Genomic DNA, 14,254 nt, shown 5'->3' with positions numbered 1-14,254 from the left:
AGAAACTGAAAACCATACTTGTCTCTCCTATTTCTCTATGAATATATGAGACAACCTTCAGGAATATGCTACTTGGAATAATAAGTCTTTTTGTTGGAATTCTATATATTTATCTTCCTTTGGCAAATTTTTATCCATTCTTAAATAAACGGGGATGATATGATTAAATCAAAAGGGCTATTTTCGTAAAGTTTGTTGCTATTACCCGCAACCAGCATACACTTCGCTTTCCTTGAGGCTTGCGCTGAGCCGCGGTCTGCTTCCGCCTGCAGGGTCTCAGACTGTCTCGCTAATCCCCGTGGCGTCTTCGTGTATTCCGGCTGCTCCATTTTTCCAACTAATTCTTTTCTCCTTTTGAAAAAACAACAACCTTTTAGAAAAACAGCCATCAAAAAAACAATATATTATACTTTCAAGCTCCTTGTATCTAATTCATATTAATAATTAAAGTTTTCTATTTACCTCAAACAAAAAAATAAGGAAAACGATGAATTCATCTCGTTTCCCTTATTCTTCAATGATGACTTGAGCAAAAGCATACTGCTTGCTATGGGTTATAGATAAATGGACGCCTTCAGAAAATGGTTTTAAAATAAAAGGCTTTCCTTGTCCCTCATAATCTATTTCAATATCCAAAAAACTTAAATCTGCTCCAATCCCTGTACCAAGTGCCTTGGCAAATGCCTCTTTCGCCGCAAATCTTCCTGCCAAAAATTCATTTTTGCGATGTCCAGATAGTTGCTGAAATTTTTCCATTTCCTTATCGGTCAGAATTCGATTTGCAAACTTCGGCTGTCTTTGAAGCAAAGTTTCTATCCTTTCTATTTCCGTTATATCAATTCCTGTGCCTTTAATCATAAGACAACTCCTTCTATTCTATTCATTGTGAGCATAATATATTGTATCTTTTCCTATTGTTTGGCTATTATTGTAGAAAGAAGCTATTTAGGAGGTATCAAATACAGTTGTTTACCAGAAGAGAAAGCTTTAAAGAGTATATTACTTATTATCCTATCGTTTCAATGATTTTACTCATTCATCTAATACTATATTTATTAACCAATCTTCCTATTTTTCCGAATAAGTATTTATTAGATACAATGATCGGCGTCAATCTTTATATAGTAGAAGGAGAATGGTGGCGATTAATCACTCCCATTTTCATTCATGGAGGATTTGCCCATCTTCTGTTTAACAGTTTTAGTATTTTCTTATTCGGCCCGGCTCTCGAAAGAATACTAGGCAAATTTAAGTTTCTCCTTATTTATTTAGTTACTGGTATTGCGGCGAATCTTATTACCCTTCTCATTGAACCACTTACTTATGTTCACTTAGGCTCTAGTGGAGCAATATTTGGATTGTTTGGTTATTATATTAGTCTAGTTGTATTTCGAAAAGACATTATTTCACAGAGCAACGCCCAAATTATTACGACGATTGCTGTACTTAGCTTAATTATGACCTTTTTACAGCCAAATATAAATATTGTTGCCCATATCTTTGGATTTCTAGCTGGCCTAATCATTGGAAGTTTATCGGAATCAAAGGGAAAGAACATTATATCCAGTTATAAAGAAGAATGGTACTATTTAAAACAACAGTTTCGCCGAGCAAAAAAACCAGAAGGAAAATCAATTATTATTTGGATCGTAATCTTCGGGCTTGCTATTATTGGTTTTCTTAGTCAGTAATCTCCCTTTCTTCTTACGAAAGAAGGTGGGACACAAGTATTCGATCCAAAGATAAACCCAAACAGTTATACGAATCACTAATGAAAGTTTCGTATAACTGTTTGGGCTTTTTTTATTAAAAAGTATGTTCCCATTTCATGTTTGTTGCTATTATCCGCAACCTATATTTAATACTTAAATTATTGATTATTCGTCTTTACAGGTTATCTGTTTAGTTATTGTCCTAACCTTTTTCTTACCTTAGCGAATACCATTCATACACTTTCTCTACATCCTCTTTTGCAAGATCTGTAACTACACCATTTGCTCCTCCTGCACCAGAAAGCACTATACCTTGAATAGAAGCAAGGTCTCCCTTCCTTTGCCACCATCCCTCTGTGTAATAAAGGGCCTGGATTCGATTACGTCTCATCATAAAAGTCGTTTTATTAAATTGGCGGAAGGATAAGATTAGTTGTTTACCCGAGATATGGTAGCCTGCTGAGCGGTAATTCCAGTACCCCCATGATGGTAAAATGAACAATAACAACAACGATAATGCTCCCCATCCATGAAAAAAGTAGATAAGTGAAACGATAATAGGCAGGGCTATCCAGCTATTTTTTATAATATATCTCCAAACAGATCGTTTTGGGGGTGGAGTAAGCTGGTCACTGTATTCATATTCAGGAACCATTTCTTTTAATAAATGCGGTAACTGCTTTTTCTTTAATAATGGAATAGCCAACACATTCGCAGCCTCCAGATCATTAAAAGATCCCCCTGCACTAATAATGGAAACACCTACTAATTGGAATGGCTGTCTAAGCATGGCCTCCGTTATTTTAACTGCCTGAATACGTTGCAACGGAATAGTAATCTGCTTTTTCTCAATTAGTCCTCGTGTAATAATTAAATCATCTTTCGTCTTCGATAACGTAAAATTCGCATATTTCAGCAATGTAATCAATAATGAAAACAACCACAGTAGGACAAATAGAACAAAAACAACGATTGAAATTAACGCCAAACCACTTGTTATGAACTGATGAATATGTTCGTATATTTTTTTATATGGAATAATATCTTCAAACTGAGAAATGAAAGCAAAAACCGCCGAAATTATGACTCCTACTCCCCCCGACGTAGATGCCAAAATAGCTAATTGCTTATTCGTAATACGGTAGATTTCTTGTTGAACAGGTTCTACCACTTCTACCACTTCTTCTGATCCAATCTGTTCATTCTTCTTTTGAATGATATATCTTTTTAAATCTTGAGCAACCGCTTTAGAAATAGCGGTAAGTTCACCTTCCGCTTCTGTAGTCCCTGCCGTTTCTATCTTCACTTTTACTAATCCGAAAGGTCGATGAAAAATTCCTTCAGTAAAATCAATGCTTTGAATCCGTTCAAAGGGGATATAGCGCTTCTTTTTTACAAATACGCCATACTCAATTCGTAATTCCTTATCAACCACATAAAAAGTGAAATAATTCCAAGATAAAAATCCACTAATGAGTATGACTAACAGTAAGACGGATGCCCCTAAAATTGTATATAATCCCCACTCAGAAGGTTTTCCTCCAAGTACAATAATTCCTATAAACGGGAAAATAAATTCTCTTAACCGCTTTAAGATGTCGTAGATTATGGAAACTGGATGAAGTCTGCTTTGCTTAAACATCCTCTTCCGCCACCTTCGTTTTACTAGAAATATAATGTCTTATTTCCTCTGCTTCCTCCACTTCAAGGACAGGAATCTCATGTATCGTGGCTGCGGTTGAAATAGAAACCGTTGCAAGCTCGTATTTTTTTAATAACGGTCCTTGCTTCATATCTACGTGCTGCACTCTAATCATCGGGATGAGTGTTCGCTTTATTACGATAACACCTTGCTGAATTTCAATCTCATCTCCTCTTACTTCATACCTCCACCTTTTCCACTTTAACGGTGGCAAGATACCAATCGTTAGAGCAACATGAAAAAGCAGATAGATGATCGTCCCTATACTGACAAGTATGTGCCAATCAAAAAGAATAGCGAGTGTAATTAAAGCTCCACCAATAACCATCATGATAAGAGAAGAGATTAATCCAGTTAAGCGCCATACGGTTATTCCTTTTTTCGATAATCTGTTTTGAGGTATCGTTACCAATTAGATTTCCCCTTTTTTGAATTTTTGTATGTACCTATTAACTATATACGAAAAATGTATAAGGTGGTTTCAAATTTTTCGATGCTTTCTGTTATTAAAATAAAAAAGAAAACTTCCATCAGTAAGGGTTAGTTGCATTTATCAGACCTTTAATGGCAGTTATGTTCCTCTCCCTGTCTCAGCTGTAGGGATCAAGAGTGGAATAAATGAAAACCTCCATGAGGCATTTCTCATGGAGGTTTTGTGTACAAAACTTAACGGTAAGACTTTGATTTATTGTAACTATTACTTGATTGCCCTTGGCGTTTATTGCTGCCATATCCTTGACGCTGACGTGGATTATAGTTTTTGCGACCACCACGATCATTATTTTTATCATATGGTCTACGATCGCGTTTCGTTGGTAATGGCTTTTCTTCTGTTAGTTGAACCGGAGTTGTATCTGGTTCTTTTGTAAGCATTTTTAGGACTGCTGCTACAATGGTAGAAGCGTCTTTTTGCTCAAGCAGTTCATCTGCAACATTTCGATAAGAATCCAAATTATTTTCATCCACAATTTGCGATATTTTTTCAATCACAGCTTTTTGCTGCCCTTCGATAGCTTGATCCACTGTTGGCGGAATCATCTTTTCCATTTTTCTCTTCGTTGTTTTTTCCACAACTTGTAGATAAGATCTTTCACGATACGTAATGAATGTGATCGCTACTCCTTCTTTTCCAGCGCGACCAGTACGGCCAATACGGTGTACATAACTTTCTGGATCTTGAGGAATATCAAAATTATATACATGCGTTACGCCAGAAATATCAAGACCACGTGCAGCTACATCTGTTGCAACTAATACATCAATAGTTCCTTCTTTGAACTTACGAAGAACAGACATACGTTTCGCTTGACTTAAATCTCCATGAATTCCTTCTGCTGTATAGCCACGTAGATTTAATGCTTCCGAAAGCTCATCAACACGACGTTTTGTACGACCAAAAATAATTGCTAGTTCTGGAGATTGAATATCCAATAATCTTGTTAGAATATCAAATTTCGTTTTCTCCTGTGTTTCAATATAATACTGTTCAATTAATGGTACTGTCATTTCCTTCGCTTTCACTTTTACCACTTCAGGATCCTTCATGAAGCGCTCAGCCATTTTTCTAATAGGTGCTGGCATTGTAGCTGAGAATAATAACGTTTGTCTTTCAGCTGGAATTTTTGAAAGGATTGATTCAATATCATCAATGAATCCCATATTCAGCATTTCATCTGCTTCATCTAAGATAACTGTTTGAACACTATCTAAACGAAGCGTTTTGCGATTAATATGATCCAAAATACGTCCAGGAGTACCAACTATAATATGAGGATTTTTTTTCAATGCGCGGATTTGACGGTTTATATCCTGTCCTCCGAAAATAGATAAAACTCTTGTACGTTTTCCATAACCGATTTTGTATAGTTCTTCTGAAACCTGAATTGCTAGTTCTCGCGTCGGAGCAATTATAATCCCTTGAATTACTTCGTTCGCTACATCAATTTTATCAACTAAAGGCACTCCAAAAGCAGCTGTTTTCCCTGTTCCTGTTTGTGCTTGACCAATTAAGTCTTTATTTTGAAGGCTTAATGGAATAGTTTCTGCCTGAATAGGTGTGGCTTCTTCAAATCCCATTCTCTTTAATGATTTCATTGTTGCAGGACTAATACCTAAATCTTGAAACTTTACCAATATATCCAATCTCCTTCTAGTCATTAAAAATATCCTTAAGCAGATGGATTAACTCCATCATGCCAACCATTCGTATGTACCTCATTTTTCTAAATGAAACATATTAAAATGGCATATCGTATTCATCACATTATGCCTTTCCCCATACAATTAAAAAGAAACGATTGTCGTTATTATATAAATGATGAAAGTTATTGTTGGTTTCAATAGCCTTACAACCTTTATCAGGAGAATGATGAGGGTATATGCAAATATTTAATTCTTATTAGTTATGAGATACTATTCAACCGAGTTATAAATAGGAGGAAATTTCAAATGACTTCTATTTATTTTAATTTTAATAGCTCTGTTACCAATTTGTGATTATGTCTATTTCTCCTATATGAGAATCTTCAAAATTCACGTTCGAAAAAAACATGATCATTTCACGGAGCTTTAAACAAAATTAGCTAAGTAAGAAAAGTTAGCCAAATACAAAGAAATAATTATTATATCGCCCGTTTTAAAAGAAAAAATCAGATACCTTAAATAATTTTTATTAAAAATCATTTCTCTCTATTTGACCAATTTATCTTTTACAAAGATTGTTTTTCTTCCCTAACATTATGCCCCAAATGTTAAGTTTGTCACCCTACTTTTTAAAATAATCTTATCACTAAGAAATACGCTTTGCAATAAATTGGGTATCCGAAAATCTAGGTTTTATGCATCTTTTCCCTATTTTTATAATGTAAACGCTTTATGACAAAAAGAACGTTGCAAAGTCTTTTTTGCCATAGTCATTTTGGCATAAAGTGAAACTTCCATCAGTGGGGTTTTCCTTCCTCCCCCACTGATAGTTAGTTGAACCACCAATCGGACCTTTATGGACAGTTGATCTCCCACCTATCTTGCTCGTATTCTCATAAGCTTGAGGGGGAGCCTTACTGTCCATTAAGAGTGGGATAAAGCATCTTTCGTTTTTGCTGTTTCCTTTTAGAAAAAAGTTATAACTAAGTTTACAGACGTTGCCAATTTTACTCTTTCCAATCGAGCCTAATTCTATACGCCCGTTTTTTTGTGGTTACTTTTAACTTATGAAGGTTCTTCGAGGAATGTTATTATTTCTTGAAATAACGTTTCTCTTTTCTCACAATGACAAATTAAGTGCTTAGATTCCTCTACACATATCATCTTCTTATTTTCAGCACGAATAGTATTATATATATAGCTTGCACTTTTTAATGGTACGATGCCATCTTTCTCTCCTTGGGCTATTAATGTTGGTACGTGGATATTAGCTAATAATGGTTTCACATATTGGACGAGTTTTCTAAACTGGATTGTTGCGGCTAACGGGGTACTTTTTATTTTGTTCATATAGCGATTATATTGCTCATTTTCTCTAATTCTTCCTTTAAAAAAATCAGCACAGATTATTCTTATGTCCTGATGAAGCTGAGTAAAATTCACATAATAGGCTGCTGCACTCAGCAAAATCAATTTTTTTATGGGAAATTTTGTAGCTAAATAACTTGCTATTAATCCACCCATGGAAAAACCGACAACATACACGATTTCATGTCTCTTTAATAAATCTTTTAATGCTTCTTCTGCATGCTGAATCCACTCATTATACATAATCCCCTTTAAGCTTAATTCATTGCCATGACCAGGAAGAGTTGGAATAACACATTCCCAATTCGTATGTTTCTGAATATATTCAGCCAGTGGTTCCACCTCCATCGGAGAACCTGTAAATCCATGTATACATAAACAAGCTGTCATTTTACCTCTCCCCTATTAGAGATATTTTACACTTTAATAGTATTTTTATCCACCACTTCTTTTTTCACCTTATAAAGAAAATTCAATCAGTGCGGGTTATTCCTCTTTCCCCAACTGATGTTTAGTTACCCTTAACACCTAATCCTCGTTTTTCTGCAACTTACAGTCGGGTCTTATTACCTGTTAAGAGTGGGACAAATGATGTCCGTTAATTTCCAATCGGTCACTTGGCTTCTGAAAGAATTTACTTTTTACTCCAGAAAAAAAGCCAAACCTATAAAGAGAACGTTTTTCGCGTATCTGATAAGGCTTAGCTTTTTCTATTATTGGATAGCCTTAACTATTTCCTCTAACTTCATTCCTCTAGAGGCTTTAACTAAAACTACTGTCTCCTCATTTAGATAAGAGACTAATTTATCTATTAACGGTTCTTTTTCAAAAAAAGCAAATACTCGATCTGCTGGAAGGACTGTTTTTGCACCTTCTGCAATGAAACTACCCAGCTTTCCATATGTTAAAACGTAATCGACATCTTCGAGACGTTCTCCCATTTGGTAATGAAAAGATTCTTCTTTATCGCCTAACTCTAGCATATCACCAAGTACTGCAATTTTTTGGTCGTAGCCTGGCAGCTTCTTTAATACATCAATAGCTGCAAGCATAGAAGTAGGACTGGCATTATAAGCATCATTAATAATTTTCACACCAGATTTTCCTTCAACTAACTCCATACGCATATTTGTAAGTTTTAGCGATTGAAGTCCTTTATTCATTTCTTCATAAGGAATATCAAAATACTCTGCTACTAGCATTGCCGCTAACGCATTTAGAATATTATGATTTCCTAAAACAGGCAATTGGAATGGAGCGGCTATTTTATTAATATGAAAAGCACTGCCATTTTCTAGCGCATTGATTTCAAGCGGATATAAATCATTAGCATGATCCATTCCAAAAGTTTTTGTATCAACCTTACTATTTTTCATACGACTTGATAAAAGTAGTTCATCTCCAAAGTAAATAAATCTTCCTTTATCCTTCAATCCATTTAAAATTTCTAACTTTGCCTCTGCGATGCCTTCTCTTGAACCTAAATCCTGCATATGAGATTCACCGATATTCGTAATAACAGCAATATCAGGTTCTGCTAGCCGGCTCAAAAAGTCAATTTCTCCCCGGCCACTCATTCCCATTTCTAGCACCGCAATATCCGTATCCTCTTCTAAACCTAGAACAGTTAAAGGAAGACCAAGATGATTATTATAATTACCTTCTGTTTTTTGCACTTTATATTTTAAGGAAAGAAGACTTGTTGTTATATCCTTTGTAGAAGTTTTTCCATTGCTCCCTGTTATCCCAACTACCTTAACATTCAGTTGACGAAGATAGCTTTTAGCAAGAGCTTGAATAGCCTTTAATGAATCGTCAACAAAGATAAGTGGTAGATTCTCTGGTGGATTAGGAACATCCTTTTGCCAAAATGCTGCAGCGGCACCTTGTTTTATTGCATCTGCCACATATTGATGTCCGTCCGTTCTTTCACCTTTAAATGGGATAAATAATTGCCCTGCTTCTATTTTTCTCGAATCAATCGTAATCCCATTAATTTGAACATTCGCATATTGCTCGAACGTTTCTACACTACCTGCCATTGTAGCAATTTCTGCATATGTACGTTTAATCAAAAAAATACCTCCTTTTTTCACAGTTATACATCATTAGAGGAGCAAATCTCCGTTTCATGGAACAAAAGAAGAGGCTATGTTGTTGCTCACCTCTCCTTTTCTTATTCTCTCTATTAGATCGTATATTTAATATTTTGTTTTTCTGTATGTCTTTCTACAGCAAGATCCACTAATTTATTGATAAGAGCATCATATTCTAAACCTGTATGTTTCCATAATAATGGGAACATGCTGAATGGTGTAAATCCAGGCATTGTATTCACTTCATTAATGTAAACTTTTCCTTCTTTTGTTAAGAAGAAATCTGCACGGACAAGGCCAGAACAATCAAGTGCTTTAAATGCTTTAATTGCATCTTCTTTAATAGCTGCATACTCCATTTCCGTGATTTCTGCAGGAATAATTAAAGCCGTGTCTCCATCTTCATATTTTGCTTTATAATCATAAAAATCTTTTTTCGGAACAATTTCGCCAGCTACAGAAACTTCAGGATGATCATTTCCTAGCACCCCTACTTCAATTTCTCTTGCTGTTAAGCCTTCTTCCACGATTATTTTGCGGTCAAATTGGAATGCCTCGATAAAAGCCGTCTCTAATTCTTCTCTTGTCGTACATTTACTAATTCCTACACTTGAACCAAGATTAGCCGGCTTAACAAAACAAGGAAAGCCTAATTCTTTTTCTACGCGATCATACGCTGCATCCTTATCACTTTGCCAATCACTGCGGATAAAAGAATTATATTTTACTTGATTTAGTCCAGCTACTTCAAAAATATTCTTCATAATTACTTTATCCATCCCAGCAGAAGATGCTAGAACACCATTCCCCACATAAGGAAGATTTAATAGTTCCAACAATCCTTGTACTGTTCCATCTTCTCCATTTGGTCCGTGAAGCAATGGAAAAATCACGTCTAAGGTAGCCTCATCATTTGCTTGGAAAAGAGTAGTAGAAAGAGCATTTGAACCAATTTGCTCATGTGAATGGAACGCAAGCTCTTTTACATTTTCAACTGGTCCCATTAATTGTGGTCCACGCACCCATTCACCACTCTCAGATATGTAAATCGGGTGAATATCATATTTATCCGTATCTAACGCTTTAATTACAGCCATCGCCGTTTGCATACTAACTTTATGTTCAGCAGATTTTCCGCCATATAATAATCCAAGTTTCTTTTTCATTATGAGTTTACCTCCATTTAATCAATGCACTTGTTTATTCTACCACTAGAATCATACCTTTAAAAATAAAACATGTAAGTCAAATAACAATTTAATCAAAAACACATATTCCTGTAATAGACAGGTGCTAAAGCCAGATAATCCTTTTCCATTTTAACTCTTATTACCATATGAAAAAAGGGCTAAAATGAAGCTTATTCATTTAAATTTTTCTCCTCGCTTGCGCTTTTTTAATTAGAGCGCTGAGTAATAATCACTTCATGAAAATAGGAACCCGCTATTCTCTTTAGTTCTGCTTCTTTTTCATACTCTACAATAAAGCATGTAGCAGGTCCTGCTGATTTTAAGAGATCAAGTGAGCATATCACTTCTTCCTTCTTAAACAGTGTTCCCTTTAACTGACCCAATTCATAAAGAATACCTTTAGAACCTACAGGCTGTATTCGATAATTATAATTCTTCGCCAATTGCATAAATATTGCTAATGGAACTACTCTTTCCCCTTGTAAAATTACTTCTTCTCCGACAAGCGGACTTCCAATAACAGCTATTTTCCCATTGGAAATCGATAGCTCCCTTGAACCTGCTTTCCTTTTTCCAATAATGGTTAAACTTACTGCAGATTGCTGTAATGAAAAGTTACTTTCGGTACTTCCCGTTATTCCAATCTCACTATTTAAATTTAGTTCGTTTATACCTTTATGTATACCAGAAACAAGCTGATGCCAAGCGGGATCTCCACAAAAGTTCTGCAAAACAATAGAAACGGGAACTCCTCCTGCAGCTATGCACTCCATTACAGCTACTCTAAAGGAAAAATAAGAAACAATATCATAGGACGCAAAAACTATATCTCCCTCTTTTTGTCCAATTCCACCACTATTATCTACACTAATAACTAGCTCTTCTTTTTTATTCCAAGGAACAATTTGCACATCTCTCATTGCTTGACCTCACCCCATACTCTTCTGAAACGCTCTAGTCTTGGCATTAACAACTGTGCAATAATCCCATTTAATACTGCACCAATCAATAGTACTGGAACCATTGAAATGTAAAACCCTTTTCCTAGAAGCCATAAAAATGGAAGTGGAAGAATCGCTGCGTTTGCTAACACAAAGAATAAATAAGAGACAATTTTATTTCCCATATGATAGATTTTCGTATACATAACAACAAGAATAAACATTTCAAGCGCAATAAATAAATGAAACATTCCAAGTGGAAGTCCCCCTATAAGGGCTGAAACAAGATGACCAAAAGCCGCTACCATGCCTCCTGCCAATCCACCAAAAAACACTCCTGCAATTAAACTTGGAAAACTATCAAGCGCCACACTTCCAATAAAACTCGGAATTTTTATAAATGCACCAACGACCGATATAGCGATAAAAATGGCTAGGATATTAATCTTCTTTCCCTTCATTTTTCTCTCCCTTTTTACTTGTTCGAAATACTTTTGCACTACGAACATATTCCACATCAGCCACATTACTTCTATAATTAATTACTCTTGCTAACGCAAAAAAGTAATCTGAAAGTCTATTTAAGTATTTTAACGGTAAGTCTGAAATATCCTCCTTTGTCTTCCCTAACGTGACAACTAATCGTTCTGCCCTTCTCGTCACTGTTCGTGCAATATGAACAGTTGCTGCTGCCTCTGTTCCACCAGGAAGAATAAAGCGCTCAAGATCTGGAGTTTCCTCTATAAAAGCATCAATTCTCTCCTCTAAATAGTAAATAGCATCTTCTGTTAATTTAAGCGGTCTTCTTGATGAAACACTCGCTAAATCTCCCCCACAGTCAAATAATTCATGCTGAATTTTTTCCAGGTCTTCTTTTATATCAACGAATTGCTCTCCGTCTAATTGTGCGACTGTTAATCCTACGAAAGAATTTAATTCATCCACCGTTCCATAAGCTTCTACTCGAATATCATCCTTTGCTACTCTTCCTCCTATAATACTTGTTTCCCCTTTATCTCCCGTTTTTGTATAGATACGCATCTGATATCCCACTTTCCGTTTTTATTTTTGTGTAAGGCTAGGTTTATTGGCTTTATGTTAGTTAATGACACTTTTTTGCTTGTTGAGCTGCGGATTTTGGCTTTCAGTTTACTTATGAACACCACTTTTCTCTTTGAGGCTATGCTTTTTGGCTTTCATTCTGCTTATGAACACCGCTTTTCCCTTTGAGGCTATGCTTTTTGGCTTTCATCCTACTTATAATCACTTTTTTCGCTCAAAACTTCTGCAATATCAAACTTTCCTATATCCCCCAAATCAAACCCTATACTGCTATTTCAATCGCTCATTTAATCCATACCATATAACATCCACTCTATCTGCTTTTTTAACGATCTGCTGAAAAATAAGCCCTGTAGCATCACGCCACATCCGATCTTCTTTATCAATAGGAACGATGCCTTTCGTAATGTCACTACCAATTAAAAACACACATCTATTTTTCTCTATCCTTTCCCATTGAAGTAGCTCTTCCACTAAGGTTTTCATATAAACTATCGTTTGTTCCAATGATTCCTCCTGAAGACGATGTTTAATCATCCACTCTAGACCATCCATAATATAAAAATCAGTAGACTGCTCTTTGTCACTTTCGATATCTATCTTCTTTGCGTCAAATAAACGAATTACCTTTCCATTTACAAAACCTTGTTCCTTTGCAAACGTTAATGCCCAGCTTTTTTTCCCGTGAAGGCTACCTCCTGTAATAAAGTGCATCTTTCCTTCCTCCTAAAGCTTTCTTTTCTCGACCATATTAGCTCTATGCCTTCTCCTGGCTGTATGGTGTAGTCCCAGAAATTCTTTATTTCAGCCCCATATACACTAAGCAAATAACGAATAACGCCGCCATGTGTGACAATCGCTATACGATGATGCTGTTCTGTTCGCTTCATTAGACTCTCCCAGCCCTCTTCCACTCGCTGAGCCATCTCTTTAAAGGATTCTCCATTAGTTGCGGAAACCTTAAATGGAGCATTCAGCCAATTACGGTAATCAGGAAGAGATTTCAATTCTTCATATGTTCGCCCTTCCCAATCTCCAAAATTGATTTCACGAAAACAAGCCTTTCTCCACAACTTTTGATCTGGAAACCAATAAGCTGCTGTCTCCTTTGCTCGTACTAGATCACTGGTACAAATCCATTCATACTCAGGAATCGGTCTCCCTTTTTCTTGAAGCTTGTCTCTTCCATTTTCGCTTAAAGGAGCATCCGTCCATCCTATATACGCTTTCCGTTCATTTTCTGCTGTTAGACCATGACGAAATAATGCAATAACCATAGTGTCGCCCATAATACTAACTCCGTCCCTTCTACACTTGCTCCTAATAAGTCGCCTGTTAGTCCTCCAAAGGCCCGCTTCATAAATCGACTTAATAAAAAGTAGCAGCCTATGCTTATGAAAAGAAACAAAAAAAATAGTGGTAGCCATTGCGGAAAAAGCAATAAGAAAACTAGCAAAACAAGACCAAAATAACTATTATAAAAAAAGGTCCGCTGTCCTTGCACAGACTTTTTGAAATATGCTCCTAGCCCGTCCTTCTTCGCTTCCTGAACAAACAATAAGATCCAGCCCATTACCGTTTTAGAGAAAAATGGAAGAAGCAGTACAAAAAGATAAGTGAACTCCTGCATATGTGTCACTATTTCATAGATAAAAAGAAATTTTGCACATAATAAAACAATGACAGATAAGAGCCCAAATGCACCAACATGCGGATCTTTCATAATCGCTAATCTTTTATTGGTATCTTGATAAGAAAAGTAGGCATCGCTTGCATCCATCCAGCCGTCTAAATGAAGCCCCCCTGTTAACAAAATCATACTAAGCCAAACAAAAAAGGCTACTGCAAGAGCTGAAAAGGGGGTATATTCATTTAATAAAAAGAAGATACTCACATAAATAAAACCTTGGAAAAGACCAAGCAGTGGAAATGTTTTTATACTTTTTTGAACATACTCCCTTTCCATTGGAAGTACTACCCTAACTGGTATTGCTGTAAAGAATTGAATATTTAATAGAAATCCAATCATCCATTTTTTCAT

General features: G+C 35.9%; 15 protein-coding genes. 1 reads left to right on the top strand and 14 read right to left on the bottom strand.

Features of this window, described 5'->3' with window-relative positions:
* Positions 1-507: 507 nt before the first annotated feature.
* Positions 508-858 (bottom strand): holo-ACP synthase, encoded by a 351-nt coding sequence (gene acpS / locus NKG37_RS08550; protein WP_254416078.1) that lies wholly within the window; start codon positions 856-858, stop codon positions 508-510.
* Between the two features lie 107 nt (positions 859-965).
* Between acpS and NKG37_RS08545 the strand changes: the two genes are divergently transcribed.
* Positions 966-1,691: a rhomboid family intramembrane serine protease gene (locus tag NKG37_RS08545; protein WP_212119571.1), complete on the top strand. Its 726-nt coding sequence runs from the start codon at positions 966-968 to the stop codon at positions 1,689-1,691.
* Between the two features lie 235 nt (positions 1,692-1,926).
* On the opposite strand, the gene NKG37_RS08540 is transcribed toward NKG37_RS08545, so the two are convergent.
* The 13 genes from NKG37_RS08540 to cobS all read right to left on the bottom strand — a co-directional run bounded on the left by NKG37_RS08540 (position 1,927) and on the right by cobS (position 14,254).
* A complete protein-coding gene (locus NKG37_RS08540) occupies positions 1,927-3,354 on the bottom strand; it encodes a PH domain-containing protein (protein ID WP_169187738.1) in 1,428 nt (475 codons plus the stop codon).
* The gene (locus tag NKG37_RS08535) at positions 3,347-3,826 is read right to left on the bottom strand and encodes a PH domain-containing protein (protein WP_016201254.1); all 480 of its coding nucleotides are present in this window, start codon (positions 3,824-3,826) and stop codon (positions 3,347-3,349) included. Before NKG37_RS08535 ends, NKG37_RS08540 begins: the two co-directional genes overlap by 8 nt.
* Positions 3,827-4,080: 254 nt before the next feature.
* Positions 4,081-5,547 (bottom strand): degradosome RNA helicase CshA, encoded by a 1,467-nt coding sequence (locus NKG37_RS08530; RefSeq protein ID WP_302183215.1) that lies wholly within the window; start codon positions 5,545-5,547, stop codon positions 4,081-4,083.
* Between the two features lie 739 nt (positions 5,548-6,286).
* Positions 6,287-6,481, bottom strand: a complete 195-nt coding sequence (locus NKG37_RS08525) for a hypothetical protein (RefSeq protein WP_254416077.1) — start codon at positions 6,479-6,481, stop codon at positions 6,287-6,289.
* Between the two features lie 140 nt (positions 6,482-6,621).
* Complete coding sequence (locus tag NKG37_RS08520) at positions 6,622-7,314, bottom strand: alpha/beta hydrolase (RefSeq protein WP_212119565.1); 693 nt, start codon at positions 7,312-7,314, stop codon at positions 6,622-6,624.
* A gap of 323 nt (positions 7,315-7,637) precedes the next feature.
* Positions 7,638-8,999: a UDP-N-acetylmuramoyl-tripeptide--D-alanyl-D-alanine ligase gene (gene murF / locus NKG37_RS08515; RefSeq protein ID WP_101729031.1), complete on the bottom strand. Its 1,362-nt coding sequence runs from the start codon at positions 8,997-8,999 to the stop codon at positions 7,638-7,640.
* Positions 9,000-9,112: 113 nt separating this feature from the next.
* Entirely contained in the window at positions 9,113-10,186 is a 1,074-nt protein-coding gene (locus tag NKG37_RS08510; RefSeq protein WP_016201257.1) for a D-alanine--D-alanine ligase, read from the bottom strand.
* Between the two features lie 230 nt (positions 10,187-10,416).
* Positions 10,417-11,130: a hypothetical protein gene (locus tag NKG37_RS08505; RefSeq protein WP_016201258.1), complete on the bottom strand. Its 714-nt coding sequence runs from the start codon at positions 11,128-11,130 to the stop codon at positions 10,417-10,419.
* Entirely contained in the window at positions 11,127-11,612 is a 486-nt protein-coding gene (locus tag NKG37_RS08500) for an ECF transporter S component (protein WP_016201259.1), read from the bottom strand. Before NKG37_RS08500 ends, NKG37_RS08505 begins: the two co-directional genes overlap by 4 nt.
* Positions 11,593-12,192: a cob(I)yrinic acid a,c-diamide adenosyltransferase gene (locus NKG37_RS08495; RefSeq protein WP_169187735.1), complete on the bottom strand. Its 600-nt coding sequence runs from the start codon at positions 12,190-12,192 to the stop codon at positions 11,593-11,595. The genes NKG37_RS08500 and NKG37_RS08495 overlap by 20 nt, the downstream gene beginning before the upstream one ends.
* Positions 12,193-12,483: 291 nt before the next feature.
* Complete coding sequence (locus NKG37_RS08490) at positions 12,484-12,927, bottom strand: bifunctional adenosylcobinamide kinase/adenosylcobinamide-phosphate guanylyltransferase (protein WP_254416076.1); 444 nt, start codon at positions 12,925-12,927, stop codon at positions 12,484-12,486.
* Positions 12,876-13,502, bottom strand: a complete 627-nt coding sequence (locus NKG37_RS08485) for a histidine phosphatase family protein (protein WP_254416075.1) — start codon at positions 13,500-13,502, stop codon at positions 12,876-12,878. Before NKG37_RS08485 ends, NKG37_RS08490 begins: the two co-directional genes overlap by 52 nt.
* Positions 13,460-14,254, bottom strand: coding sequence for an adenosylcobinamide-GDP ribazoletransferase (cobS, locus tag NKG37_RS08480; protein WP_254416074.1), 795 nt, complete (start codon positions 14,252-14,254; stop codon positions 13,460-13,462). The genes NKG37_RS08485 and cobS overlap by 43 nt, the downstream gene beginning before the upstream one ends.

The sequence above is a fragment of the Niallia sp. RD1 genome (genome assembly GCF_024219955.1).
GTDB classification, from domain to species: Bacteria; Bacillota; Bacilli; order Bacillales; family Cytobacillaceae; genus Niallia; species Niallia alba.
Note: the sequence above shows the minus strand (reverse complement) of the source record. Positions and strands in the feature narration are given on the sequence as shown.

Bases quoted from the DNA above. Each gene is read 5' to 3' on its own strand.
- acpS (WP_254416078.1), bottom strand. From the start codon at position 858: ATGATTAAAGGCACAGGAATTGATATAACGGAAATAGAAAGGATAGAA.
- NKG37_RS08540 (WP_169187738.1), bottom strand. From the start codon at position 3,354: ATGTTTAAGCAAAGCAGACTTCATCCAGTTTCCATAATCTACGACATC.
- NKG37_RS08525 (WP_254416077.1), bottom strand. From the start codon at position 6,481: ATGGACAGTAAGGCTCCCCCTCAAGCTTATGAGAATACGAGCAAGATA.
- NKG37_RS08520 (WP_212119565.1), bottom strand. From the start codon at position 7,314: ATGACAGCTTGTTTATGTATACATGGATTTACAGGTTCTCCGATGGAG.
- NKG37_RS08510 (WP_016201257.1), bottom strand. From the start codon at position 10,186: ATGAAAAAGAAACTTGGATTATTATATGGCGGAAAATCTGCTGAACAT.
- NKG37_RS08505 (WP_016201258.1), bottom strand. From the start codon at position 11,130: ATGAGAGATGTGCAAATTGTTCCTTGGAATAAAAAAGAAGAGCTAGTT.
- NKG37_RS08500 (WP_016201259.1), bottom strand. From the start codon at position 11,612: ATGAAGGGAAAGAAGATTAATATCCTAGCCATTTTTATCGCTATATCG.
- NKG37_RS08495 (WP_169187735.1), bottom strand. From the start codon at position 12,192: ATGCGTATCTATACAAAAACGGGAGATAAAGGGGAAACAAGTATTATA.
- NKG37_RS08490 (WP_254416076.1), bottom strand. From the start codon at position 12,927: ATGCACTTTATTACAGGAGGTAGCCTTCACGGGAAAAAAAGCTGGGCA.
- NKG37_RS08485 (WP_254416075.1), bottom strand. From the start codon at position 13,502: ATGGGCGACACTATGGTTATTGCATTATTTCGTCATGGTCTAACAGCA.
- cobS (WP_254416074.1), bottom strand. From the start codon at position 14,254: ATGAAAAAATGGATGATTGGATTTCTATTAAATATTCAATTCTTTACA.